This window comes from Streptomyces sp. NPDC102514 (assembly GCF_055584525.1).
The window spans coordinates 327,407-349,207 of record NZ_JBVJLW010000004.1; the positions used below are offsets into that span (position 1 = coordinate 327,407).

Annotated in this window: 21 protein-coding genes; 11 read left to right on the forward strand and 10 right to left on the reverse strand. The window is 69.8% G+C overall.

Going from position 1 to position 21,801, the window contains the following annotated elements:
• Window positions 1-53: 53 nt before the first annotated feature.
• Window positions 54-929: a D-alanyl-D-alanine carboxypeptidase family protein gene (locus ACZ60E_RS12850; RefSeq protein ID WP_384803711.1), complete on the reverse strand. Its 876-nt coding sequence runs from the start codon at window positions 927-929 to the stop codon at window positions 54-56.
• 224 nt (window positions 930-1,153) lie between these two features.
• Between ACZ60E_RS12850 and ACZ60E_RS12855 the strand changes: the two genes are divergently transcribed.
• Both ACZ60E_RS12855 and ACZ60E_RS12860 read left to right on the forward strand, forming a co-directional pair.
• Window positions 1,154-1,816, forward strand: coding sequence for a GntR family transcriptional regulator (locus ACZ60E_RS12855; protein ID WP_384803708.1), 663 nt, complete (start codon window positions 1,154-1,156; stop codon window positions 1,814-1,816).
• On the forward strand, window positions 1,813-3,123 hold the full coding sequence (locus ACZ60E_RS12860) for an MFS transporter (RefSeq protein WP_469440001.1): 1,311 nt from the start codon (window positions 1,813-1,815) through the stop codon (window positions 3,121-3,123). Before ACZ60E_RS12855 ends, ACZ60E_RS12860 begins: the two co-directional genes overlap by 4 nt.
• Window positions 3,124-3,300: 177 nt before the next feature.
• Here the strand turns inward: ACZ60E_RS12860 and ACZ60E_RS12865 are convergent, their stop codons facing one another.
• Window positions 3,301-4,125: a maleylpyruvate isomerase family mycothiol-dependent enzyme gene (locus ACZ60E_RS12865; protein ID WP_384803701.1), complete on the reverse strand. Its 825-nt coding sequence runs from the start codon at window positions 4,123-4,125 to the stop codon at window positions 3,301-3,303.
• Window positions 4,126-4,279: 154 nt separating this feature from the next.
• Between ACZ60E_RS12865 and ACZ60E_RS12870 the strand changes: the two genes are divergently transcribed.
• A complete protein-coding gene (locus ACZ60E_RS12870; RefSeq protein WP_469440005.1) occupies window positions 4,280-5,089 on the forward strand; it encodes a carbon-nitrogen family hydrolase in 810 nt (269 codons plus the stop codon).
• 230 nt (window positions 5,090-5,319) lie between these two features.
• Here the strand turns inward: ACZ60E_RS12870 and ACZ60E_RS12875 are convergent, their stop codons facing one another.
• Together ACZ60E_RS12875 and ACZ60E_RS12880 are read right to left on the reverse strand one after the other, a co-directional pair.
• Window positions 5,320-5,814, reverse strand: coding sequence for an LURP-one-related/scramblase family protein (locus ACZ60E_RS12875; RefSeq protein WP_384803853.1), 495 nt, complete (start codon window positions 5,812-5,814; stop codon window positions 5,320-5,322).
• 2 nt (window positions 5,815-5,816) lie between these two features.
• Window positions 5,817-6,800 carry a GlxA family transcriptional regulator gene (locus ACZ60E_RS12880; RefSeq protein ID WP_469440007.1) on the reverse strand — a complete coding sequence of 328 codons (984 nt, stop codon included), beginning with the start codon at window positions 6,798-6,800 and terminating at the stop codon, window positions 5,817-5,819.
• A gap of 53 nt (window positions 6,801-6,853) precedes the next feature.
• Between ACZ60E_RS12880 and ACZ60E_RS12885 the strand changes: the two genes are divergently transcribed.
• Window positions 6,854-7,252, forward strand: a complete 399-nt coding sequence (locus ACZ60E_RS12885) for a cupin domain-containing protein (protein ID WP_469440009.1) — start codon at window positions 6,854-6,856, stop codon at window positions 7,250-7,252.
• Between the two features lie 85 nt (window positions 7,253-7,337).
• The gene (locus ACZ60E_RS12890) at window positions 7,338-7,460 is read left to right on the forward strand and encodes a hypothetical protein (RefSeq protein ID WP_469440012.1); all 123 of its coding nucleotides are present in this window, start codon (window positions 7,338-7,340) and stop codon (window positions 7,458-7,460) included.
• Window positions 7,461-7,614: 154 nt separating this feature from the next.
• Here the strand turns inward: ACZ60E_RS12890 and ACZ60E_RS12895 are convergent, their stop codons facing one another.
• From ACZ60E_RS12895 to ACZ60E_RS12905, 3 genes are all read right to left on the reverse strand, one after another.
• Window positions 7,615-7,866, reverse strand: a complete 252-nt coding sequence (locus ACZ60E_RS12895; RefSeq protein ID WP_384803686.1) for a DUF6458 family protein — start codon at window positions 7,864-7,866, stop codon at window positions 7,615-7,617.
• Between the two features lie 167 nt (window positions 7,867-8,033).
• Window positions 8,034-9,332, reverse strand: a complete 1,299-nt coding sequence (locus ACZ60E_RS12900; RefSeq protein ID WP_384803683.1) for a M18 family aminopeptidase — start codon at window positions 9,330-9,332, stop codon at window positions 8,034-8,036.
• A gap of 341 nt (window positions 9,333-9,673) precedes the next feature.
• The gene (locus ACZ60E_RS12905; protein WP_469440015.1) at window positions 9,674-11,500 is read right to left on the reverse strand and encodes an acyl-CoA dehydrogenase; all 1,827 of its coding nucleotides are present in this window, start codon (window positions 11,498-11,500) and stop codon (window positions 9,674-9,676) included.
• 263 nt (window positions 11,501-11,763) lie between these two features.
• On the opposite strand from ACZ60E_RS12905, the gene ACZ60E_RS12910 reads away from it, so the two are divergent.
• Both ACZ60E_RS12910 and ACZ60E_RS12915 read left to right on the forward strand, forming a co-directional pair.
• Window positions 11,764-12,252 (forward strand): SseB family protein, encoded by a 489-nt coding sequence (locus tag ACZ60E_RS12910; protein ID WP_414109482.1) that lies wholly within the window; start codon window positions 11,764-11,766, stop codon window positions 12,250-12,252.
• Window positions 12,253-12,623: 371 nt separating this feature from the next.
• A complete protein-coding gene (locus tag ACZ60E_RS12915) occupies window positions 12,624-13,595 on the forward strand; it encodes a pirin family protein (protein ID WP_385837780.1) in 972 nt (323 codons plus the stop codon).
• A 62-nt stretch (window positions 13,596-13,657) separates the two neighbouring features.
• On the opposite strand, the gene ACZ60E_RS12920 is transcribed toward ACZ60E_RS12915, so the two are convergent.
• Window positions 13,658-15,823 (reverse strand): SpoIIE family protein phosphatase, encoded by a 2,166-nt coding sequence (locus tag ACZ60E_RS12920; RefSeq protein ID WP_469440019.1) that lies wholly within the window; start codon window positions 15,821-15,823, stop codon window positions 13,658-13,660.
• Window positions 15,824-15,965: 142 nt separating this feature from the next.
• Here ACZ60E_RS12920 and aspS point away from each other — a divergent pair, with 142 nt between their 5' ends.
• Window positions 15,966-17,735 (forward strand): aspartate--tRNA ligase, encoded by a 1,770-nt coding sequence (gene aspS / locus ACZ60E_RS12925; RefSeq protein WP_469440024.1) that lies wholly within the window; start codon window positions 15,966-15,968, stop codon window positions 17,733-17,735.
• Between the two features lie 87 nt (window positions 17,736-17,822).
• Here the strand turns inward: aspS and ACZ60E_RS12930 are convergent, their stop codons facing one another.
• Window positions 17,823-18,149 carry a hypothetical protein gene (locus ACZ60E_RS12930; protein ID WP_469440027.1) on the reverse strand — a complete coding sequence of 109 codons (327 nt, stop codon included), beginning with the start codon at window positions 18,147-18,149 and terminating at the stop codon, window positions 17,823-17,825.
• 414 nt (window positions 18,150-18,563) lie between these two features.
• Here ACZ60E_RS12930 and ACZ60E_RS12935 point away from each other — a divergent pair, with 414 nt between their 5' ends.
• Together ACZ60E_RS12935 and ACZ60E_RS12940 are read left to right on the forward strand one after the other, a co-directional pair.
• A complete protein-coding gene (locus ACZ60E_RS12935; protein ID WP_469440028.1) occupies window positions 18,564-19,571 on the forward strand; it encodes an intradiol ring-cleavage dioxygenase in 1,008 nt (335 codons plus the stop codon).
• A gap of 236 nt (window positions 19,572-19,807) precedes the next feature.
• A complete protein-coding gene (locus ACZ60E_RS12940; RefSeq protein ID WP_469440030.1) occupies window positions 19,808-20,239 on the forward strand; it encodes a hypothetical protein in 432 nt (143 codons plus the stop codon).
• On the opposite strand, the gene ACZ60E_RS12945 is transcribed toward ACZ60E_RS12940, so the two are convergent.
• Window positions 20,227-20,703: a hypothetical protein gene (locus tag ACZ60E_RS12945; RefSeq protein WP_384803659.1), complete on the reverse strand. Its 477-nt coding sequence runs from the start codon at window positions 20,701-20,703 to the stop codon at window positions 20,227-20,229. The two genes, ACZ60E_RS12940 and ACZ60E_RS12945, sit on opposite strands and share 13 nt — an antisense overlap.
• Before the next feature lie 140 nt (window positions 20,704-20,843).
• Between ACZ60E_RS12945 and ACZ60E_RS12950 the strand changes: the two genes are divergently transcribed.
• Window positions 20,844-21,767, forward strand: a complete 924-nt coding sequence (locus ACZ60E_RS12950) for a DUF3152 domain-containing protein (protein WP_469440466.1) — start codon at window positions 20,844-20,846, stop codon at window positions 21,765-21,767.
• Window positions 21,768-21,801 lie beyond the last annotated feature (34 nt).

Here is a 21,801-nt window from a genome sequence, read left to right on the forward strand (position 1 = left end):
TTCCCCGCGCCCCTTTTCAGGGGCGCGGGGAACGGCGCAGTCGGTTTGGCTGGTTACCTGGCGAAGCCGTAGTTCATGAGCTTCTTCGCGTCCGACTCACGGGCCGTGATGGACGTCGAGGCGAGGACCGTACCGATGACGGTCTTGCCGTTGCGCGTGGCGGCGAAGACCAGGCAGTACTTGGCCTCCGGGCCGGAACCGGTCTTCACACCGATCGAACCGGAGTAGCTGCTGAGCAGACCGTTGGTGTTGGTCCACGGCGCCATCGTGCGGGTGCTGCCGGTCTTCGTCACGGTCTTGGCCGTGTACTTCTTCGTCTTGACGATCGCGCGGAAGTTGGCACTCTTCATCGCGCTGCTGGTGATCTTCGTGAGGTCACGCGGCGTCGAGTAGTTCGAGCCGTTGCCGATGCCGTCGAACGAGTCGAACTTCGTGTTCGTCAGGCCGAGGTCCTTGGCCTGCTTGTTCATTTTGCCGATGAACGACTTCACTCGGGCGGCACGCGTCGAGCCCGAACCGAACTTGTCGGCGAGGGCGTACGCCGCGTCGCAGCCGGACGGCAGCATCAGGCCGTACAGCAGCTGACGGACGGTGACCTTGTCGCCGACGATCAGACGGGCCGAGGAGGCGGTGTTGGCGACGATGTAGTCGCTGTAGGCCTTCTGGATGGTGACCTTGGTGTCGAGGTTGAGGTTCGGCTGGGACAGGACGACCTTCGCGGTCATGATCTTCGTGGTGGAGCCGGTGGAGCGGCGGGTGTCCGCTGCCTTGGTGTAGAGCGACGTGCCCGTGCCGTTGTTCATCACGAAGCCGCCCTTGGCGGCGATCGTGGGCTTCGTGAGGGCCTGCGCGGGCGCCGTGCCGAGGGCACCGGTCGCGAGCACGGCTCCGGTGGTGAAGACCACTGCGGCAGCTCTGCGGACGCGCATGCCCTTAATGGCAGTTATCAAGTCGATTACCCCGATTACGTTGGAAACACCGAACTGGTGTCAAATGCCCCAAGAGAGCGCCCACTTGCCGGTGGCGCCTTCTCTTCAGACACACGAGTAGCACAAAAGGATGTGCAGTTCCTGAAGCGGGGTGCCCCTTTTTACCTCGTCCATATCCTGGACCGTCCGAGACGATGCGTACGTGTTGTATCTATGCTGTGCGCATGCCTTCCGCCCCGTCCCCCGTCGTGAAGCCGCCGCCCGCCGCCGAACGCGTATATGCGCACGTCAAACAAGCTGTGCTGGAGCGCAGGTACGAGGGTGGGACCCTGCTCACCGAAGGCGAGCTGGCCGACGCCGTCGGTGTCTCACGGACACCGGTGCGCGAGGCGCTGCTCAAACTGGAAGTCGAGGGGTTGATCCGGCTCTACCCGAAAAAGGGAGCCCTCGTCCTGCCCGTCTCCGCGCAGGAGATCGCGGACGTGGTGGAGACCCGGCAGCTCGTCGAGGCGCACGCCATCCGCAAGGCGGTGCCGGCCTCGCCCGCGCTGATCGAGCGCCTGACCGAACTCCTCGCCGAACAGCAGGACCGGGCCGCCGCCGGCGATCTGGCCGGAGCCGCCGTCACCGACCGCTGCTTCCACGCCGAGATCGTCCGCAGCGGGGGCAACGAGATCCTCTCCCGCCTCTACGACCAACTGCGCGACCGGCAGCTGCGGATGGGCGTCGCCGTGATGCACGCCCACCCCGACCGGATCACCAAGACGCTCACCGAGCACCAGGAGATCCTCGACGCGCTGCGCTCCGGCGACGCGGAGGCGGCGGTCGACCTGGTGCACCGTCACGTCAGCTGGTTCTCCAACCTCGCCCGGGGAGACGTCCGATGAGCTCGTCCTCGTCGTCCTCCCTGGCACTCCCCGGCGACCCGCCCGGCGGCCGTCGCGCCGTGACGGTCTGGTCCGTCGGCGTCTCCGTCTACTTCGTCGCGGTCATCTTCCGTACGTCGCTGGGGGTGGCGGGGCTCGACGCCGCCGACCGCTTCCACGTCAACGCCTCCGCGCTCTCCACCTTCTCGATCCTCCAGCTCCTCGTCTACGCGGGCATGCAGATACCCGTCGGCCTGATGGTCGACCGGCTGGGCACGAAGAAGGTGCTGACCTTCGGCGTCGTGCTGTTCACGATCGGACAGCTGGGCTTCGCGTTCTCACCGACGTACGGAACGGCGCTGGCCTCGCGCGCGCTGCTCGGGTGCGGTGACGCGATGACGTTCATCAGCGTGCTGCGGCTCGGCTCGCGCTGGTTCCCGGCCCGGCGCGGGCCGATGGTCGCGCAGCTCGCCGGACTGGTGGGCATGGCGGGCAACCTCGTCTCGACGCTCGTCCTGGCCCGGCTGCTGCACGGAGTCGGCTGGACCGCCGCGTTCGCGGGCAGCTCGGTCGCCGGCGTCATCGTCCTCGTCCTGATGCTGGCGTTCCTGAAGGACCACCCCGAAGGGCACGAACCCGAGCCGTTCCCGCACCGGGGAGCCGCCTACGTACGCCGTCAGATCGCGGCGTCCTGGCGGGAGCCCGGCACCCGGCTCGGCCTGTGGGTGCACTTCACCACCCAGTTCCCGGCGATGGTGTTCCTGCTGCTGTGGGGACTGCCGTTCCTCGTCGAGGCCCAGGGCCTGTCCCGCGCGACGGCCGGTGAACTCCTCACCCTCGTCGTGCTCTCCAACATGCTCATAGGCCTGGTGTACGGGCAGATCGTCGCCCGGCACCATGCGGCGCGGCTGCCGCTGGCGCTCGGCACGGTCCTGTCCACGGCCGTGGTGTGGGCCGCCACGCTCGCGTATCCCGCCGAGCACGCGCCGATGTGGCTGCTGATCGTGCTGTGCGCGGTGCTCGGCGCGTGCGGGCCCGCTTCGATGATCGGGTTCGACTTCGCGCGGCCGGCGAATCCGCCCGAGCGGCAGGGGACCGCCTCCGGCATCACCAACATGGGTGGGTTCGTCGCGTCCATGACGACGTTGTTCGCGGTGGGGGTGCTGTTGGACGCCACCGGGGGGAGTTACGGCGTCGCCTTCTCCGCCGTGTTCGTGTTGCAGGCGCTCGGGCTGAGTCAGATTCTTCGGTTGCGGAAGCTTGCGGCTCGGCGGGAGCGGGAGCGGTTGGTTGCCAGTCGGGTGGAGACGGTGCACGTGCCCGTGTAGGGGGATGGGTGTGCGGGGGCTTTTTTCGCCCCCGCCGCCCCTACCCTCCCCCACTCTCGGCTTCGCTCGACCGGGGGGACCCCCATCGTCCACGTATGGGGGCTGCGCCCCCTCGCCCCCCTTTGTCCTCAAACGCCGGACGGGCTGAGGGTGTCGCGGACGGGCTGAGGAATGTGGCTACGGCGTGACCGTGAAGTTGTGGAGGATCGCTGCCGTCAGGTCCGGGTCGCCCTCTGTTTTGAGGCGGTCCGCGACCGACTCCGGGGTCACGCGACCGCAGGCCAGGCGGAAGTAGGTCTCCCAGTCGAGGGCGAGGGTGGCGGCCGGGCCGAGGGAGGGGGAACCGTCTATCGAGCCGACGCCGTCCGCGTCGACGCGGACCGTGCGCAGGAACTCGACGGGGCCGTGGACGTCGAAGACGATCGCCGAGTTCGCCGGTGCGCCCGCGTCCTTCGCGACGACCTTGGGGAGCCTGCTGAGCAGGACGTCACGGGCGATGTACGCACCCGGGGAATCGAGGTTGCCCGGCCGGCCCAGGGTGGTGCGCAGGTCCTGCTCGTGCACCCAGAGGTCGAACGCCCGGTTGCGCATGGACTCTTCGAGGGTGACCTCGGTGCCGAGCGGGCCGCGGACCAGCGCGTCGGGCCGGCGCGACTCGTTCCGCAGCTGGCGGTTGCGGCGGATGATCGTGTACTCCAGCTCGGAGGTCATCTCCGGAGCGGTGTGGTGACGGCGGACGTCGACCTGCATCTCCATGTACCGCTGGTGCTCGTTCGTCACGTGGTACAGGTCGCGGGGGAGCGTGTGGATCGGCCGGGGGTCGCCCAGCGCCTCGCAGTCGAGGCCGATCACATGGGAGACGAGGTCGCGCACCGACCAGCCAGGGCATGGAGTCCGCCGATTCCATTCACCCTCCACCAGCGGTGACACGAGATCGGATATCGCGTCGATGGAGTGCGTCCAGGCGTCGGCGTAGGACTGAAGGCTGGGATGCAGACTCACGGAACGGGACCCCTCGGGCGGTTGGGCGCGGGCAGAACACAGGCTGCGGGTGTCTTGGGACGCTAAGTTACGCTGCTGTGAGGCACCCCGGCAGTGCTTTCGTGTGACGATCGTAGGCCCGTATCAAAGCCTCGAATGCCAGGACGGTGGTAGTGTGCGCGCCTCTCTCCTCCAGATCGACGTGGACGAGGCCGAATCGGTCGACGCCCGCAGACAGCGTGTCGCCTCGCTCGTACGGCAGCAGACCGCGTCCGACCTGGTCATCCTGCCCGAACTCTGGACGACGGGCGCCTTCGCCTACGAGTCGTTCGGCACCGAGGCGGAGCCGCTCGAAGGGCCCACTTACGAAGTGATGGCCAAGGCGGCGAGCGACGCGGGTGTGTGGTTGCACGCGGGGTCGATTCCCGAACGGGTGACAGGTGAGGCGGGGTCCGGCGGAGGGCTCTACAACACCTCGCTCGTCTTCTCCCCCTCCGGAGACCTCGTCGCCACGTACCGCAAGATCCATCGCTTCGGCTTCGACAAGGGCGAGGCCGTGCTGATGGGTGCCGGGTCCGAGCTGGTCACCGTGCGGCTGCCGGAGACCACGGTCGGGCTGGCGACCTGTTACGACCTCCGGTTCCCCGAACTCTTCCGGGGGCTCGTCGACGCCGGGGCCGAGACGCTCGTCGTCTCCGCGGGGTGGCCCGAGCGGCGGCGCTCGCACTGGACGCTGCTGGCGCGTGCGCGGGCTGTCGAGGACCAGGCGTATGTGCTCGCCTGTGGAACGGCCGGGGCGCATGCGGGGGTTCCGCAGGCCGGGTACTCGATCGTGGTCGATCCCTGGGGGGAGGTTCTCGCCGAGGCGGGGGCCGGGGAGGAGGTTCTTGTGGTGGAGTTCGATCCTGCGCGGGTCGGTGCGACGCGGGAGCAGTTTCCCGCGCTGAAGGATCGGTTGCTGGGGGTTGCGGCGCCGCGGCGCTGAGGTGGCGGCCGGCCGGGGGTGAGCAGGGGGTGGGCAGGGGTTTTTCGCCCCCGCCGCCCCTACCCGTTCCCGTCCACGCAGGGGGGGGCTGCGCCCCCTCGCCCCCGTTGTCCTCAAACGCCGGACGGGCTGGGATGTCCCCGGACCGGCGGATGTCTTTCAGCCCGTCCGGCGTTTGAGGACACAGTGACGGGACGGGTAGGGGCGGCGGGGGCGAGGGAAATTGCCTGTCAGTCCGAGTCGGATTCTCGTTCCGCCAAGTGGATCACGCACACCGCCACCGCGATCAGCAGCGTCGGATCCGCGTCGTCGCGTACGACCTCCACGCCGTACGTCTCCCGCACCCGCAGCCAGCGGCGCGAGATGAGGGCCAGCAGTTCGCCGTCGTACTCGACGACGAACTCCCGGTCCAGGATCTTGCCGCTGACGTCCAGTTCGGTACCGTCCGCGAGCGTGACGCGATAGTGGTTGCGCAGCAGCGACAGCCGCTTGCGCCGGATGGTCGCCAGCGGCTCGCCGTCCCGTTCGACGACCATCGTGTCCCGCAGCGCGAGCATCTTCTTGTGGATGTCGATCAGCACGCGCCCCTGCCGGTCCTTCAGCTCGAAGGTGTCCCGCAGCCGCATCGCCTTGCCGTCGACGAGGAAGGCCTTGTGGCCCTGCTCGTCCTCGATCCAGTAGTCGTCACCGAAGCCCAGGAGCCGGTCGCGTACGAGGAATCTCATGTTCATAGCGCTTCCCCGGCAGAGGGGCCGAAACGCCGACGGTAGGCCGTCGGGCTGAGTCCCGTCTCGCGGCGCAGCCGTACGCGCAGGTTGGCGGCGGTGCCGAGGCCGCTGCGGTGGGCCACGACGTCGAGGCGTTCCTCACCGCGTTCGATGAGCCGGCAGGCCAGTGCCACGCGCTCGCCGGTCAGCCAGGCCAGCGGGGTCGTACCGAGCTGGGCGCGGAAACGGCGGTGCAGCGTGGCCGGGCTGACCGCCGCGTGCGCCGCGAGGTCCGGGACCGTGAGGGGCTCGCCGATCCGTTCCGCGGCCCAGGCGAGCAGCGGCGCCAGGGATTCGTCCGGGACGTGGGGGAGCGGTCGTTCGGTGAACTGCCGCTGTCCGCCGTCGCGGTGGGCGGCGAAGACGAGGCGCCGGGACACGGCGTTCGCGATCTCGGCGCCGTGGTCGCGCCGGACGATGTACAGCCCGAGGTCGAGGGCCGCCGCGCTGCCCGCCGCCGTCAGCACGTCTCCCTCGTCCACGAACAGGACGTCCGGCTCCAGGAGGACCTTCGGGTGCAGTTCCCGGAAGAGGTCGGCCCAGCGCCAGTGGGTGGTGGCCCGGCGTCCGTCCAGGATTCCGGCCTCGGCGAGCGCGAAACTCCCGGTGCACAGGCTCACGACGCGGGCGCCCCGCGCATGGGCGCGCCGGACGGCGTCGAGGACGGCATCCCCGCGCGGTACGACGTTGTCGGGGCGGCCGGGGACGACGAGGGTGTCCGCGTTGTCCACCGCTTCGAGCCCGGGTACGCCGCTCAGCGTGAAGAAGCCGTGGTTCATCCGGATGCCGGGGGTGGGCGTGCACAGCGTCAGGTCGTACAGGGGGGCCGGGAGGCCGAGTTCGGGGCGGGGCAGCCCGAACAGCTCGGTCGCGACCCCGACCTCGAAGGGGTTGGTGCCCTCGTCGACGATCACGGCCACGCGGTGCGAGGATCCATGCGGCATGTGCGATTTCTAGCACTCGTCCGAGCCGGGCGCCATCGTCGACGATGACCGGTATGAGCGCACTCACGGAACCTGTTGCCCTGTCCGCCGCCCTGGCCTCGTTCACCGAGCGGTGGAGTCCTCGTATCGTCACCGCCGTCAACGACTACGACGTCCGCGTCGCCAAGGTCGAGGGTGAACACCTCTGGCACGTTCACGACCACACCGACGAGTTCTTCCTGGTCCTGGACGGCGAACTGCACATCGCGCTGCGCGAGGCGGCCGGCGAGCGCACGGTCGTACTGCCCAGGGGCAGTGTCTTCACGGTCCCGCGCGGCACGGAGCACAAGCCGTACGCCTCCGTACCGACCGAGATCCTCCTCCTCGAACCGACCGGCACGTCCACGGTCGGGGACCGCCACGACGAGGTGCCGGCCCATGTGGACGAGACGACGGGCCACGCACTGAACTGAGCCGTCACCGACGTTTCACTGCCGCGAGCAGGGCGTTCAGGGCGGCGGGGGTGGGTGAGAGGACTGCGGCCGGGGCCTCTGCCTGGTGGACGGCCTCACGGAGGGCCGCTGGGGCCACGCTCCGGACATCCCGTACGGCGGACAGACCCACCCGGAGGGCAAGGCGGTCTGGTTCGACCTGTCCGTACCGCGTCCGGCGACACCATGACCGCGCGAGGGCGAGGGCGGGAGCGGGAGCCGGAACCGATCGGCCCACCGCTCCGGCCCGGACGCACCGCGGCGACCCGAGTCACCTCGGTCGACGCGAAGTCGCCTCAGGTGACGGATATCAGGTGACGCGTATCAGGTGGCGCGTACGCCGGTCAGCCGCCGTAACCGTCGCTGTAGCCGCTGTGGTTGTGATGACGCTGGTCGTCGATCACCGTCGTGGTCGGCGGTGCCACCACGGCCCGCCGGCGCCTGGCGATGCTGCTGAAGGTCGCCACACCGATCAGGCCGACGATCATGAAGATGACGCCGACCAGGTCGAGGTTGACCCCCTGCATGTCCCAGTCGGTCGCGAAGGTGAGGATCGCCCCTGCGGCGATCAAAATGATGCATCCGCCCAGGCCCATGGATGTCGCCTCCTGTTGCGCACGATCTCGTGCCGGGCCCGGAGACCGTACGGCCCCGGGCCCAGTGCGGGTACCCGGAGGCGGCCCCTCCATGCAGCGGCGGACGACTCGCAGGGAAGCGGCCCGTGGACCGATTCGCCGACCGGACCGGCCAGTTGGGGAATCCGCTAGCCCTCCAGGAACGCCACCAGCGCGTTCGCCAGGAGGAACGGGTCGTCCGCGCCGCACAGTTCGCGGGCGCTGTGCATCGACAGGATGGCCACGCCGATGTCGACCGTCTTGATGCCGTGGCGGGCCGCGGTGATGGGCCCGATCGTCGTGCCGCAGGGCATGGAGTTGTTGGAGACGAAGGTCTGGAAGGGCACTCCGGCCTTGTCGCAGGCGGTGGCGAAGACCGCGCGGCCCGAACCGTCCGTGGCGTAGCGGTTGTTGACGTTCACCTTGAGGATCGGGCCCTTGCCCGCGCGCGGGTGGTGCGTCGGGTCGTGCCGCTCCGCGTAGTTCGGGTGCACGGCGTGGCCCGTGTCGGAGGAGAGACAGACGGAGCCCGCGAAGGCGCGCGCCCGGTCCTCGTACGAGCCGCCGCGCGCGAACACCGAACGTTCCAGCACGCCGCCGAGCAGCGGGCCGTCCGCGCCCGTGTCGGACTGCGAGCCGTTCTCCTCGTGGTCGAACGCCGCGAGGACCGGGATGTACGGCAGGGTCTCCTCGGAGGTGGCCACGGCCGCCAGCGCCGCCGTACCGGCGTGCACGGACAGCAGGTTGTCCATGCGCGGGCCCGCGACGAGGTCCTTGTCGCGGCCCAGGTAGGCGGGCGGTTCGATCGAGTGGACCATCAGGTCCCAGCCGATGGTCTCGCCCTCGGGGATGCCGGCCTCCTGCTCCAGGAAGCGGATCAGATCGCCGTCGTGCACGTCGTCGCCGAGGCCCCAGACGGGCTGCAGATGCCGCTGCTTGTCGAGCTTGAGGCCCTCGGCGGTGACGGAACGGTCCAGGTGGATGGCGAGCTGCGGCACCCGCAGCAGCGCGCGGTCGACGTTCACGAGCCGTGTCGAACCGTCCCGCAGCGACAGTCGGCCGGCCAGTCCGAGGTCGCGGTCCAGCCAGGAGTTGAGCAGCGGACCGCCGTAGACCTCGACCGCGATCTGTCTCCAGCCGTGCCCGCCGTTGTCGGGGCGCGGCTTCACCCGCAGGTTGGGGGAGTCGGTGTGCGCCCCGACGATGCGGAAGGGGGTGTGCGGCTCGGCGCCCTCCGGCACGTACCAGGCCACGATCGCGCCGCCGCGCAGCACGTACTTCCCGCCGGTGGTCCCGTCCCACGCGTCGGTCTCCGCGACCTGGCGGAAGCCGGCCTTCTCCAACCGCTCGGCGGCGTTCGCCACCGCGTGGTACGGGGACGGGCTCGCCGCCAGGAAGGACATGAGGTCGTCGGTGTGTCCGCGGTCGAAGCGGGGGGGTGTGCGCATGGGTTCACCTTAACGACGGACGAGGGCCCGCTCCCGGGGATGGGAACGGGCCCTCCGGCGGGGAAGGGGTGGGGGTGCGCGGTCGGTGCGGGCCGGTGGGGGTTGGCCGCGCAGTTCCCCGCGCCCCTGGAGGGCGGGGCTGCGCCCCGGCCCGGGGGGTGTGTGGTCGGGTGCGGGTCGCGTGTGGCTGGTCGCGCCGTTCCCCGCGCCCCTGAAGGAAGGCGGGGGCTGCGCCCCGCCTTCCTCTTCAGCCCGGCGGGCGGCCTGTCCGGCGTTTGAGGACGAGCGCGTTCAGCGCGATGCGGGGGTCCGGGGGCGGCAGCCCCCGAGGTGGGCCCCGGTCAGAACGCGGACTCGTCCAGGTCCATCAGGTCCAGCTCCACCGCCTCGGCGAGCTTGCGCGCGCCCGTGACGCCCGGCAGGACGTTCGCGGCGAAGAAGTTGGCCGCCGCGATCTTCCCGGTGTAGAACGCCCGGTCCTTCGCCGAGGCCGTCTCCAGCTTCTCGGCGGCGACGGCCGCGCCCTTCAGGAGCAGGTAGCCGACGACGACGTCACCGGAGGCCATCAGCAGGCGGGTGGTGTTCAGCCCGACCTTGTAGATGTTCTTGACGTCCTGCTCGGTCGCCGCGAGGTCCGTGAGCATCAGGCCGACGATGGCCTCCAGCTCGACGGCCGCCTTGGCGAGGTGCTCACGCGCGCCGGACAGCCCCTCGCCGCCCGTGCCGAGCGCCAGGAACTTCTTGATGTCCTCGGCGAGCGAGTTCAGCGCGGCGCCCTGGTTGCGGACGATCTTCCGGAAGAAGAAGTCCTGGCCCTGGATCGCGGTCGTGCCCTCGTACAGCGTGTCGATCTTCGCGTCGCGGATGTACTGCTCGATCGGGTACTCCTGGAGGAACCCGGAGCCGCCGAAGGTCTGCAGCGACTGGGCGAGCTGCTCGTAGCCCTTCTCGGAGCCGTAGCCCTTCACGATCGGCAGGAGCAGGTCGTTGAGCGCTTCGAGGGCGCCGGCGTCCTCGCCCTCGGCCTCCTTGACCTGGATCTCGTCCTGGATCGCGGCGGTGTGCAGCACCAGCGCGCGCATGCCCTCCGCGTACGCCTTCTGCGTCATCAGCGAGCGGCGCACGTCCGGGTGGTGCGTGATGGTGACCTTGGGCGCGGTCTTGTCCATGAACTGCGCGAGGTCGGGACCCTGGACGCGCTCCTTGGCGTACTCCAGCGCGTTCAGGTAGCCCGTGGAGAGCGTGGAGATCGCCTTCGTGCCGACCATCATGCGGGCGAACTCGATGATGCGGAACATCTGGCGGATGCCGTCGTGCTTGTCGCCGATGAGCCAGCCCTTGGCGGGGTGGCGGTCGCCGAACGTCATCTCGCAGGTGTTGGAGGCCTTGAGGCCCATCTTGTGCTCGACGTTCGTGGCGTACACGCCGTTGCGCTCACCCAGCTCGCCGGTCTCGAAGTCGAACTCGAACTTCGGTACGAGGAAGAGGGACAGGCCCTTGGTGCCGGGTCCGGCGCCCTCCGGCCGGGCGAGGACGTAGTGGAGGATGTTCTCCTCCATGTCGTGCTCACCGGACGTGATGAAGCGCTTGACGCCCTCGATGTGCCAGGAGCCGTCCTCCTGCTGGACCGCCTTGGTGCGGCCGGCGCCGACGTCCGAGCCGGCGTCCGGCTCGGTGAGCACCATGGTGGAGCCCCAGTGCTTGTCGACGGCGATCTTCGCGATGTGCTTCTGGACCTCGTTGCCCTCTTCGAAGAGGATGCCCGCGAAGGCGGGGCCCGAGCAGTACATCCAGACCGCGGGGTTCGCGCCGAGGATCAGCTCCGCGTACGCCCAGATCAGGGAGCGGGGCGCGGTGGTGCCGCCGATCTCCTCGGGCAGGCCGAGCCGCCAGTACTCGGCGTCCATGAAGGCCTTGTAGGACTTCTTGAAGGACGCCGGGACGGGCGCGGTGTTGGTCTCCGGGTCGAAGACCGGCGGGTTGCGGTCGGCGTCCGCGAAGGAATCCGCCAGCTCGTTCTCGGAGAGGCGGGTCAGTTCTTCGAGGATGCTCTTGGCGGTCTCGGTGTCCATCTCCGCGAACGGGCCGGTGCCGTACAGCTTGTCGCGCCCGAGCACCTCGAAGAGGTTGAACTCGATGTCGCGGAGATTCGACTTGTAGTGCCCCATGGCGACGGCTCCGTTAAGGGATCGGGGAGGTGGTGATTCCTCGTACCTGGTTCGGGCTACGTGGTGCGAGTCTGGTGCGCATCTGGTTCACGTACCAACTAGTAGCTACGATGATGCTACCCGTCGGTAATAAGAAGCAACCCCTGTTTGCCCAAGTGTGAGCAGGGTCTACATTCGGCTGCGACCCGACGGGCCCGCCACCTGTTCGAGGAAATCCGCCAGTGACGACCTTGGGCCCGCGTACCGTCGGTACTCTTGCCCCCATGTACGGCTACGACCAGAACGTGGGACCGGGGCAGCAGCAGTACGCGCAGCCCCAGCCGCCGCCGCAGCAGCAGATGCCCGGTGGGGTCGGCGGGTACGGCCAGCAGCCGCCGCTCTACCCGGAGCCGTCGCCGCCGTCGCTCGCGGACGCGGTGCGCGCGTTCACCACGGGGTCGCTGACCCCCGAGGACTTCCAGCAGGTCTTCGCCACGTCCAAGGTCTACTGCCCGCGCGGCGACAATCCCGGCTTCCTGGCGCTGCACAACACGCAGCAGCCCGTCATCCCGATGTTCACCTCGCTCAAGGAGCTGCGCCGGTACGCCGGCAAGGAGTCCAAGTACTTCGTGATCACCGGAGCCGAGGTGATCGACCTGCTTCCCACCGGCTACGGCTTCGTCCTGGACATGGAGGGCGAGCACCGCATCGTCTTCGACGCGAAGGCGGTCGAGCAGATGGTGGACTTCGCGATGCGCCGCATGTACGGCTGACGCTCCGCGGGCCCTGCCCTGTCCGGGTGGTGCCGGGTGCGTTGTCTGCCGCGCCCCGGCGGGGGTCACCCGCGCAGTTCCCCGCGCCCCTGAGGGGGTGGGGGCTGCGGAGCGTGCGAGTCCGCGGGTGCGTCGTGGTCGCTCGCGCAGTTCCCCGCGCCCCCCAATGCAGAAGCAGGGGCGCAGCCCCGCTTTTGAGGGGCGCGGGGAACTGCGCGAACGGCCCCCGCCGGACCGCAGTCGACCACGCACCCGGCACCACCCCTGGCACCACCCCTGGCGCTCGGAGGGAATTCCCTCCGAGCGCTTCGTGTTGCGGGTGGCAAGAAGTTCTACATTCAACTAAACTCCGAGCACAAGGAGGTACCGACATGCCTGCAGTGACCGTCGAGAACCCGCTGACCCTGCCCCGTGTGGCGGCATCGGCAGAGGCCGTCGCCCGTCCCGTGCTCACCGTGACCACCGCACCGAGCGGTTTCGAGGGTGAGGGCTTCCCGGTTCGGCGCGCGTTCGCCGGGATCAACTACCGCCATCTGGACCCGTTCATCATGATGGACCAGATGGGTGAGGTGGAGTACGCGCCGGGAGAGCCGAAGGGCACCCCCTGGCACCCCCACCGCGGCTTCGAGACCGTGACCTACATCATCGACGGCGTCTTCGACCACCAGGACTCCAACGGTGGCGGCGGCACGATCACCAACGGTGACACCCAGTGGATGACGGCGGGCTCGGGCCTGCTGCACATCGAGGCCCCGCCGGAGTCGCTCGTCGTGTCGGGCGGCCTTTTCCACGGGCTCCAGCTGTGGGTGAACCTGCCGGCCAAGGACAAGATGATGGCGCCGCGCTACCAGGACATCCGCGGTGGCTCGGTCCAGCTGCTCAGCACCGCCGACGGCGGCGCGCTCCTACGGGTCATCGCCGGTGAGCTGGACGGTCACGAGGGCCCGGGCATCACGCACACGCCGATCACCATGGTCCACGCGACCGTGGCGCCCGGCGCCGAGCTGACCCTCCCGTGGCGCGAGGACTTCAACGCCCTCGCGTACGTGATGGCCGGCCGCGGCAGTGTCGGAGCGGAGCGTCGTCCGGTCCACACGGGTCAGACGACCGTCTTCGGCGAGGGTTCCTCCCTCACCGTCCGCGCGGACGAGAAGCAGGACGCGAACACTCCGGACCTGGAGGTCGTCATCCTGGGCGGCCGGCCGATCCGTGAGCCGATGGCCCACTACGGCCCGTTCGTGATGAACACCCGTGACGAGCTCCAGCAGGCCTTCGAGGACTTCCAGAAGGGCCGCCTGGGCACGGTTCCGGCCGTGCACGGCATGTCGGAGGGTGGGCTCTAGGGCTCACCGAGCGGCGTAGAACGAGAGGGGCCCCGTCCGGTTCGCGGACGGGGCCCCTCTCGTCATGCGCCGCCCGTCTCCACACCGGTCCCGGCCCCCTCCTCGTACAGCTCGAACCAGATGCTCTTGCCCTCGCCCCGCGGGTCGACGCCCCACGCGTCGGCGAGCAGTTCGGTGAGGACCAGGCCCCGGCCCGACGACGCCAGCTCGCCCGGGTGGCGCCGGTGGGGGAGGTCGTCGCTGCCGTCCGTCACCTGGATGCGTATCCGGCGGGTGCCCGCCGCGCCCGTCATCTCGGCGACGAGCAGCGCGTCCGCGTCCGTGTGGACGAGTACGTTCGTGACCATCTCGGAGACCAGCAGGACCGCCGAGTCGACCTGGTCGGCGGAGGGCCAGTCGTGCAGGAACTCCCGCAGCTGCTGCCGTGCCAGCGCGACCTTCTGCGGCTCGGCCTGCGCGATGGTCAGCATGGTGCGCCGTACGGTCGGGCGCACGGTCGTCGTGGTGCCCGGATCGCAGCCCTCCTCCCCCGCCCGGCACAGCAGCAGCACCGCGATGTCGTCCTCGCGGCGGTCCGCCAGCGGGCCCGTCGTGTGATGCGAGGACGGCCCGTGCACGGCCCTGACCAGCGCGTCGGCGAGCGCCTCCATATCACCGTCGTGGCTCTCCAGGATCTTGCGGATCCTGAGCCAGCCGGTCTCCAGGTCGTGGCCGCCGGTCTCGATCAGCCCGTCCGTGCAGATCAGCATCGTCTCGCCGGGCTCCAGCACGAGCCGCGTCGTCGGATAGTCGGCGTCCGGGTCGATGCCGAGCGGCAGCCCGCCCGCGGTGGGCCGGGTCAGCACGGTCCCGTCCGCCATGCGTATCGCCGGGTCCGGATGCCCGGCCCTGGCTATCTCCAGCACGCCGCTCTCCGGGTCCACCTCCACGTACAGACAGGTCGCGAAGCGCAGGTCCGCGATCTCGTCGTCGGAGGTGATCCCGTACAGGAAGCGTGAGGCGCGGGAGAGGACCGCGTCCGGGCGGTGCCCCTCCGAGGCGTACGCGCGCAGCGCGATCCGGAGCTGGCCCATCAGCCCCGCCGCGCGTACGTCGTGGCCCTGGACGTCGCCGATGACCAGCGCGAATCGGCCGCCCCCGGGGCTGGTCCGCGAGGTGCCGCCGGGCAGCGGGATCATGTCGTACCAGTCGCCGCCCACCTGGAGCCCGCCGCCCGTGGGCACGTACCGGGCGGCGACGCTCATGCCGGGGATCTTCGGTCCCAGGGTGGGCAGCATCGAGCGCTGGAGGCCGTCGGTGAGCTCCCGCTCGGACTCGGCGACCCCGGCCCGCGAGAGGGCCTGCGCCAGCATCCGCGCCACCGTCGTCAGCACGGACCGTTCGTCGGGCGTGAACGTGACCGGATATGTGAAGGCCGCCATCCAGGCGCCCATCGTGCGCCCCGCCACCGTGAGCGGCAGAAACGCCCAGGACTCCCGGCCGAAGCCCTCGGCGAGCGGCCAGGCGGCCGGAAAACGGCCGCGGTAGTCGTCCGGGGAGGAGAGATAGACGGCGCGACCCGTGCGGACGACCTCCGCGGCCGGATAGTCCGTCTCCAGCGGCATGTGCGAGAACGGCTCCTCGTCGCCCGGCTGCTGCCCGAAGTGGCCGATGACGGTGAGCCGGTCGGCCTCCGCGCCGAAGACCGCGAGCCCGTCCGGTGAGAATCCGGGCATCGACAGACCGGCCGCGACCCGCAGCACCTCCTCCGTGTTCCGCGCCTCGGCCAGCGCACGCCCCGCGTCCAGCAGGAACGCCTCGCGCGAGCGCCGCCAGTCACCCGTCACGGGCGAACGCGCCGCGGCGCCCGGCGGCGGCTCGGTGACCTCCTGGAGGGTGCCGATCAGCTGGTACGCCCCGGTGTTCGGGTCGATCGAGGGCTTCGAACGGCTGCGTACGGTACGGAGTACGCGGCCCTGGTCGTCCATGACCCGCAGGCGCAGTTCGGCGAGCGTTCCCTCGGCTGCGGCGAGCTGGACGACGCCGTTGACCTCGTTCCAGTCGACGGGGTGGAAACGGGCCCGTATCCCTGCCTCTGTCAGCACGGTCGGTTGTGCGAGCAGGCCGAGGAGCCGGGAGGCCTCGGCGTCGAGGGTGACCTTCCCGGCGGCGTCGTCCCACCTCCACAGGCCGGTGGCGAGGGTGACGAGGACATCCCCCACGGACGGAAGGGGATCACCTGTGCGCATTGACCCACTGTATGAACAGGTGAACGAAGGGTGCCACTGCGGCCCTGCGAACTATTGCGGACGGCGATCACGAGGCGGCCGGTACGCTTGCACGTGTTTCACGTGAAACATGTCCCCGACCGCGAAGACTGGATGAACGACGATGCATCGGTACAGGTCCCACACCTGCGGCGAGCTCCGCGCCTCTGACGTCGGCACCGACGTCCGGCTGAGCGGCTGGCTGCACAATCGGCGCGACCTGGGCGGCATCCTCTTCATCGATCTGCGGGACCACTACGGCATCACGCAGCTCGTCGCCCGCCCCGGCACCCCCGCGTACGAGGCTCTCGACAAGGTCTCCAAGGAGTCCACGGTCCGGGTCGACGGCAAGGTCGTCTCCCGTGGCACGGAGAACGTGAACGCGGAGCTGCCCACCGGCGAGATCGAGGTCGAGGTCAGCGAGGTCGAGCTGCTCGGCGCCGCCGCCCCGCTGCCCTTCACGATCAACACCGAGGACGGGGTGAACGAGGAGCGGCGCCTGGAGTACCGCTTCCTCGACCTGCGCCGCGAGCGCATGCACCGCAACATCCTGCTGCGCACGTCGGTCATCTCCGCCATCCGGCACAAGATGACGACGCTGGGCTTCAACGAGATGGCGACGCCGATCCTCAGCGCCACCTCCCCGGAGGGCGCGCGCGACTTCGTCGTCCCGTCCCGTCTGAACCCGGGCCGCTTCTACGCCCTGCCGCAGGCCCCGCAGCAGTTCAAGCAGCTGCTGATGATCTCGGGCTTCGACCGGTACTTCCAGATCGCGCCCTGTTTCCGCGACGAGGACGCCCGAGCCGACCGCTCGCCGGGCGAGTTCTACCAGCTCGACGTGGAGATGTCCTTCGTCGAGCAGGAGGACGTCTTCCAGCCGATCGAGAAGCTCATGACCGAGCTGTTCCAGGAGTTCGGCAACGGCCGGAACGTCACCTCCCCCTTCCCGCGGATCCCGTTCCGCGAGTCGATGCTGAAGTACGGCTCCGACAAGCCGGACCTGCGGGCCCAGCTGGAGCTCGTCGACATCACCGACATCTTCGAGGGCTCGGAGTTCAAGGCCTTCGCGGGCAAGCACGTACGGGCCCTGCCGGTGCCGGACGTGGCCGCGCAGTCCCGCAAGTTCTTCGACCAGCTCGGTGACTACGCGGTCTCGCAGGGCGCGAAGGGCCTCGCCTGGGTGCGGGTGGCCGAGGACGGCTCACTGACGGGCCCGATCGCCAAGTTCCTGACCGAGGAGAACGTCGCCGAGCTGACGAAGCGCCTGTCGCTCGCGGCCGGCCACGCCGTGTTCTTCGGCGCGGGCGACTTCGACGAGGTCTCCAAGATCATGGGCGCGGTGCGCGTCGAGACCGCCAAGCGCGCCGGGCACTTCGAAGAGGGCGTCTTCCGCTTCTGCTGGATCGTCGACTTCCCGATGTACGAGAAGGACGAGGAGAGCGGGAAGATCGACTTCTCGCACAACCCGTTCTCGATGCCGCAGGGCGGTCTTGAGGCCCTGGAGACCCAGGACCCGCTGGACATCCTGGGCTGGCAGTACGACATCGTCTGCAACGGTGTCGAGCTGTCCTCCGGCGCCATCCGGAACCACGAGCCGGAGATCATGCTCAAGGCCTTCGAGATCGCGGGCTACGACCGGGACACCGTCGAGGAGCAGTTCGCGGGCATGCTGCGCGCGTTCCGCTTCGGCGCCCCTCCGCACGGGGGCATCGCCCCCGGCGTCGACCGCATCGTCATGCTCCTCGCCGACGAGCCGAACATCCGGGAGACCATCGCGTTCCCGCTGAACGGCAACGCGCAGGACCTGATGATGGGCGCGCCCACCGAGCTGGACGAGACGCGGCTGCGTGAGCTGCACCTCTCGGTACGCAAGCCGGTGAACCCGGCGAAGTAGGGCCTGTCCGTAGGGTCAGGCCGACCGACGTCACGCATGTGTGGGGCGGTGCCACCTCGTCGCGAGGTGACACCGCCCCACGGCCGTTCACCGCCCGGGGCCGGCCGGCTCGTCCTCGCCGGGGAAAGGCTCGTCCCGGAAGGGCTCGTCGTCCGGAAGGGGCGGGAGCCGTAGATCGGCCGGGGCCGGGCCCTCGTCGTGGCTCCGGGCGTAGCGGTGCATGCGCACCTCCAGGTTCATACGCCGGGACTCCTTGCCGAGGCGGCGCTTCTCGCGACGCCCGGCCTCGTCGTCGTCCAGCTCGTGGTAGCGGCGACGGGTCTCCCAGAAGGCGCGCTCCTGGGCGGCTGCCGCTTCCCCGGGTGTGACGGCGGGATCGGGGCCACCTCGGCTCTCGCCGCGATCGTCTGCCATGAGGCACACAGTGGCATGGCATGGACCGCCGAGGACGACGAGTGACCCTGCGCAGCGACTGTGCCGACGCCTCGCGCGACTGTTCTCGGCCAAAGCCGCCGCCGATCGCGAACGGGCCGCCGACGACCTGCTCACCCGGCTCGCCGACGCGCTCGGACGGGTGGACCGGGCGGCCTGGTCCGTGACATGTCGAGGCGGGCGGCCGAGACGCGCGGCAGCCGTTGAGCCGCGGCGCCGTCGGTGAGACTTGGCCGTCGAGCGCCGTCGAGCGCCGTCGAGCGCTGTCGAGTGCCGTCGAGTCTCGGTCGAGGTCTCGGTCGCGGCCGATCGATTCGCGCCACGTTTCGCACGCGAACGGTAATCCACAGTCCGCGCCCACGTTGTTGACAGCCTTCTTACCTAGCTTCCTCGCTCATGACGGGAAACATGACAGGAAGCCAGTCGGCCCAAGGGCCGAAACACAAGCGGAATGTGACGCGGCGCAAGGTGGTCGTGGCAGGTGGCGCGGCGGTCGCCGCGGTGGGCGTGGGCGGCACGATCGCTGCGACCGCGAACGCCGGCCAGACGGCCGCGAGCGCGCAGGGCGCGTCGGCGAGCGCCACCTCGACGGCTGCGGAGGGCTGCTACAAGCTCACCTCGGAGACCACCGAGGGGCCGTACTACATCGATGCCGACAAGCTCCGGCAGGACATCACCGAGGACAGAGAGGGCATTGCGATGACCCTCCGCCTCAAGGTGATCGACAACGAGACCTGCAAGCCCATCAAGAACGCCGCGGTGGACATCTGGCACTGTGACGCGCTGGGTCTCTACTCCGGTTACGAGGACTCCTCCGGCGGTGGCGGCGGCACGCCCCCCACCGGGGCGCCCACCGACGTGCCCACCGACACACCGACGGGCACACCGACCGGTCCCCCGCCCGGCGGTGGCGGCGGCCACCAGGATCCCACCGACGACAAGCGCTACCTGCGCGGCACGTGGAAGACGGACAAGCAGGGGTTCGTCACCTTCAAGACGGTCTTCCCCGGCTGGTACCGGGGCCGTTGCGTCCACATCCACACCAAGGTGCATGTCGGCGGCACCTGGACGGACGCCGGATACGAGGGCGGGAACACCTGCCACACCGGCCAGTTCTTCTTCGACGAGGAGTCGGTGCTCGCCTCGGCGGAGGTCGAGCCGTACTCCACGTCGACGACCGAGCGCACGACGCTCACCGAGGACACGATCTACGACCAGTCCGGTACGGCCGGTGGTCTCCTGAAGCTCAAGTACAAGAAGAACGCCATCGCGAAGGGCGTGCTCGGCTCCATCACGATGGGCGTCGACCCGGACGCGACGCACGAGGGCACGGACGACGCGGTACAGCCGGGCGCGTCGGCGACGGCGTCGGACACGGCTTCGGCTTCGGCTTCGGCGAGTTGAGCGGGGTGAGCGCCGGCTGAACCGGCCGCACAGGAACGCGTACGGCGAATGGGCCCGGGACGAGAGACGTCCCGGGCCCATGGGGGTGGTCAGGGCGATCAGAGTGGCCGGGGTGATCAGGTGACCCACAGGGTGTTCGTCGAGTGGGCACAGGAGCAGGGCGTCTGATGGTGGGTGCGAGGTGAGAACGCCCCGCAGGACACCGGCGGCGCCGGACGAGATCACCGGAGGAGAACATGGGATGCGCCGTGCTGCTCGCACTGTTGCTGATCGCCGGAGCGGTGGTCGCGAGGCGCCATTGGGGCCGGACGCGCGGACTGTCCGCCCTGTCCCGCCTGTCCGACCTGGACGCGGAGGCCGACGCCAACCGCTGGGTGGTCCGGCTGGGGGCAGGCGTGTCGGCGCTCGACGTACGCACACGGACAGGAGCGAGAGCGGACGGGATGGCGGCGCAGGCACTGTCGGCCGCCTCCGAACGGCTGCGGACGGCCCGGGCGGAACTGGCCACGGCCCGTACGGCGGCCGAGTACGCCCTGGTGAGAAGGACGGCGGCCGAGGGCCTGGACCATGTCCGCAGGGCCCGTACCTCCCTCGGCCCGGACCAGGCCGACGTGGAGGCGCGGCGGAGCGAGGCGGGGCGCGCGCGGCGGAGTGCTCAGGTGTCGTAGGTGCCGTTCCAGGGCGGGCCGAAGCCGAGGCGGTCGGGGTACAGCTCGGCCCAGGGTTCGCCGTCGTCCTCGCCGGTCAGCAGACCGAACAGCACGCCGTCGCGGGTGAGTCGGAAAGGGCGTACCGCGATGTCCGTGTAACGGCGCCGAGGGAGGCTCCGGAGCAACTTCGCGAGATGAGCCTGTGCTTGGGAGAGGACCGAGTCGGGCCCCTGCGGATTGCGCTGCTGCTCGGCCCAGCTGCCGGCGCACCAGATTTCCGAGTCTCGGTGACGACCCTCGGTATCGAAGGTGTGGAGCACCGTGAAGAGTCGTTTGTGCTCTTCCCAGCCGTCGTCGGGGCGGTAATCCTCGGGGAAGGCGTAGGTGACCGATCCCAGGAATTGCCCCTCCGCGTAGTGACCGATGGCATCGGTGCGGTGGCGCGGCTCGTACGCGATCGGGATGACCTGGGGAACTGCCATGACGAAACCATACGGATGAATCGTGCACATGCCAGGAGCGGGGTCCCGTAACGGGCGCGCGCCCAACTGGGCGTTATGGCTTCGTTATCCGCTGAGCCAGAACCCAACACCTCGCGTATTCACTCTTGATGCTCATGACCATGATCAACCGCCGCGCGACCGAGCCGTCCCCGACTGCGAGATCCCGCCGCCGTCGCAGAGGCTCCGCGGGTGGCGGCAGCAGGGGAAAGGGACCCCTGCTGTGGGGCGTGGCGGCGCTGGCGGTGTTATCGGCGGCGGCGCTGGCGGTGAGTGGGGGGAGCCCGGCGGCATCCAGCTCGGACAACTCCGCCGGCTCCACCGATGAACCGGCGGCAGCGGGCGAGGAGTCGAGTCGGCCCTCGCCCGAGAGCAAGCCCAGCGCGAGCCAGGCAATCCCACCGAACGAGGAATCCCCGGACTCGGTCTCTTCCCCCTCCCCCTCCCCATCCCCCTCCTCCTCGTCCTCCCCTTCGATCCCTGCGTCGGGGCCCGGGACGTTCACCACGGCCGGTGGTGGGAGCGGAACCGTGGGAAAGGGCGCTCGCACGCTGCGCTACAAGGTCGTCGTCGAGAACGGCCTCGCGCAGTCGGCGGCGGACGTGGCGGACCAGGTGGAGGACGTACTGGCAGACCGGCGAGGCTGGACGGCGGACGGCCGATCGGGCTTCAAGCGGGTCTCGACGGGTACGGCCGACTTCGTCGTACGCCTGGCCACACCGGGGACGGTCGACGAGATCTGCGGCCGCTACGGCCTGAACACGCGCGGCGAGGTCAACTGCAGTGTGGGCAAGGACGTGGTGGTCAACCTCAAACGCTGGCTGCTGGCGACGCCTGTCTACGCCGATGACGTGACCGCGTACCGAGCCCTCATCATCAACCACGAGGTGGGCCACTTCCTCGGCCACGGCCACGTGACGTGCCCCGGCCCGGGCAAACCGGCCCCGGCGATGATGCAACAGATCAAGGGAATGCGGGGCTGCACCCCGAACGTCTGGCCGTACGACACGAAGGGGCGGTTGGTCACGGGGCCGAGGGTGCCGTGAGCGAGGCCTTCGACCCCGTGACCTGCCCCCGCCG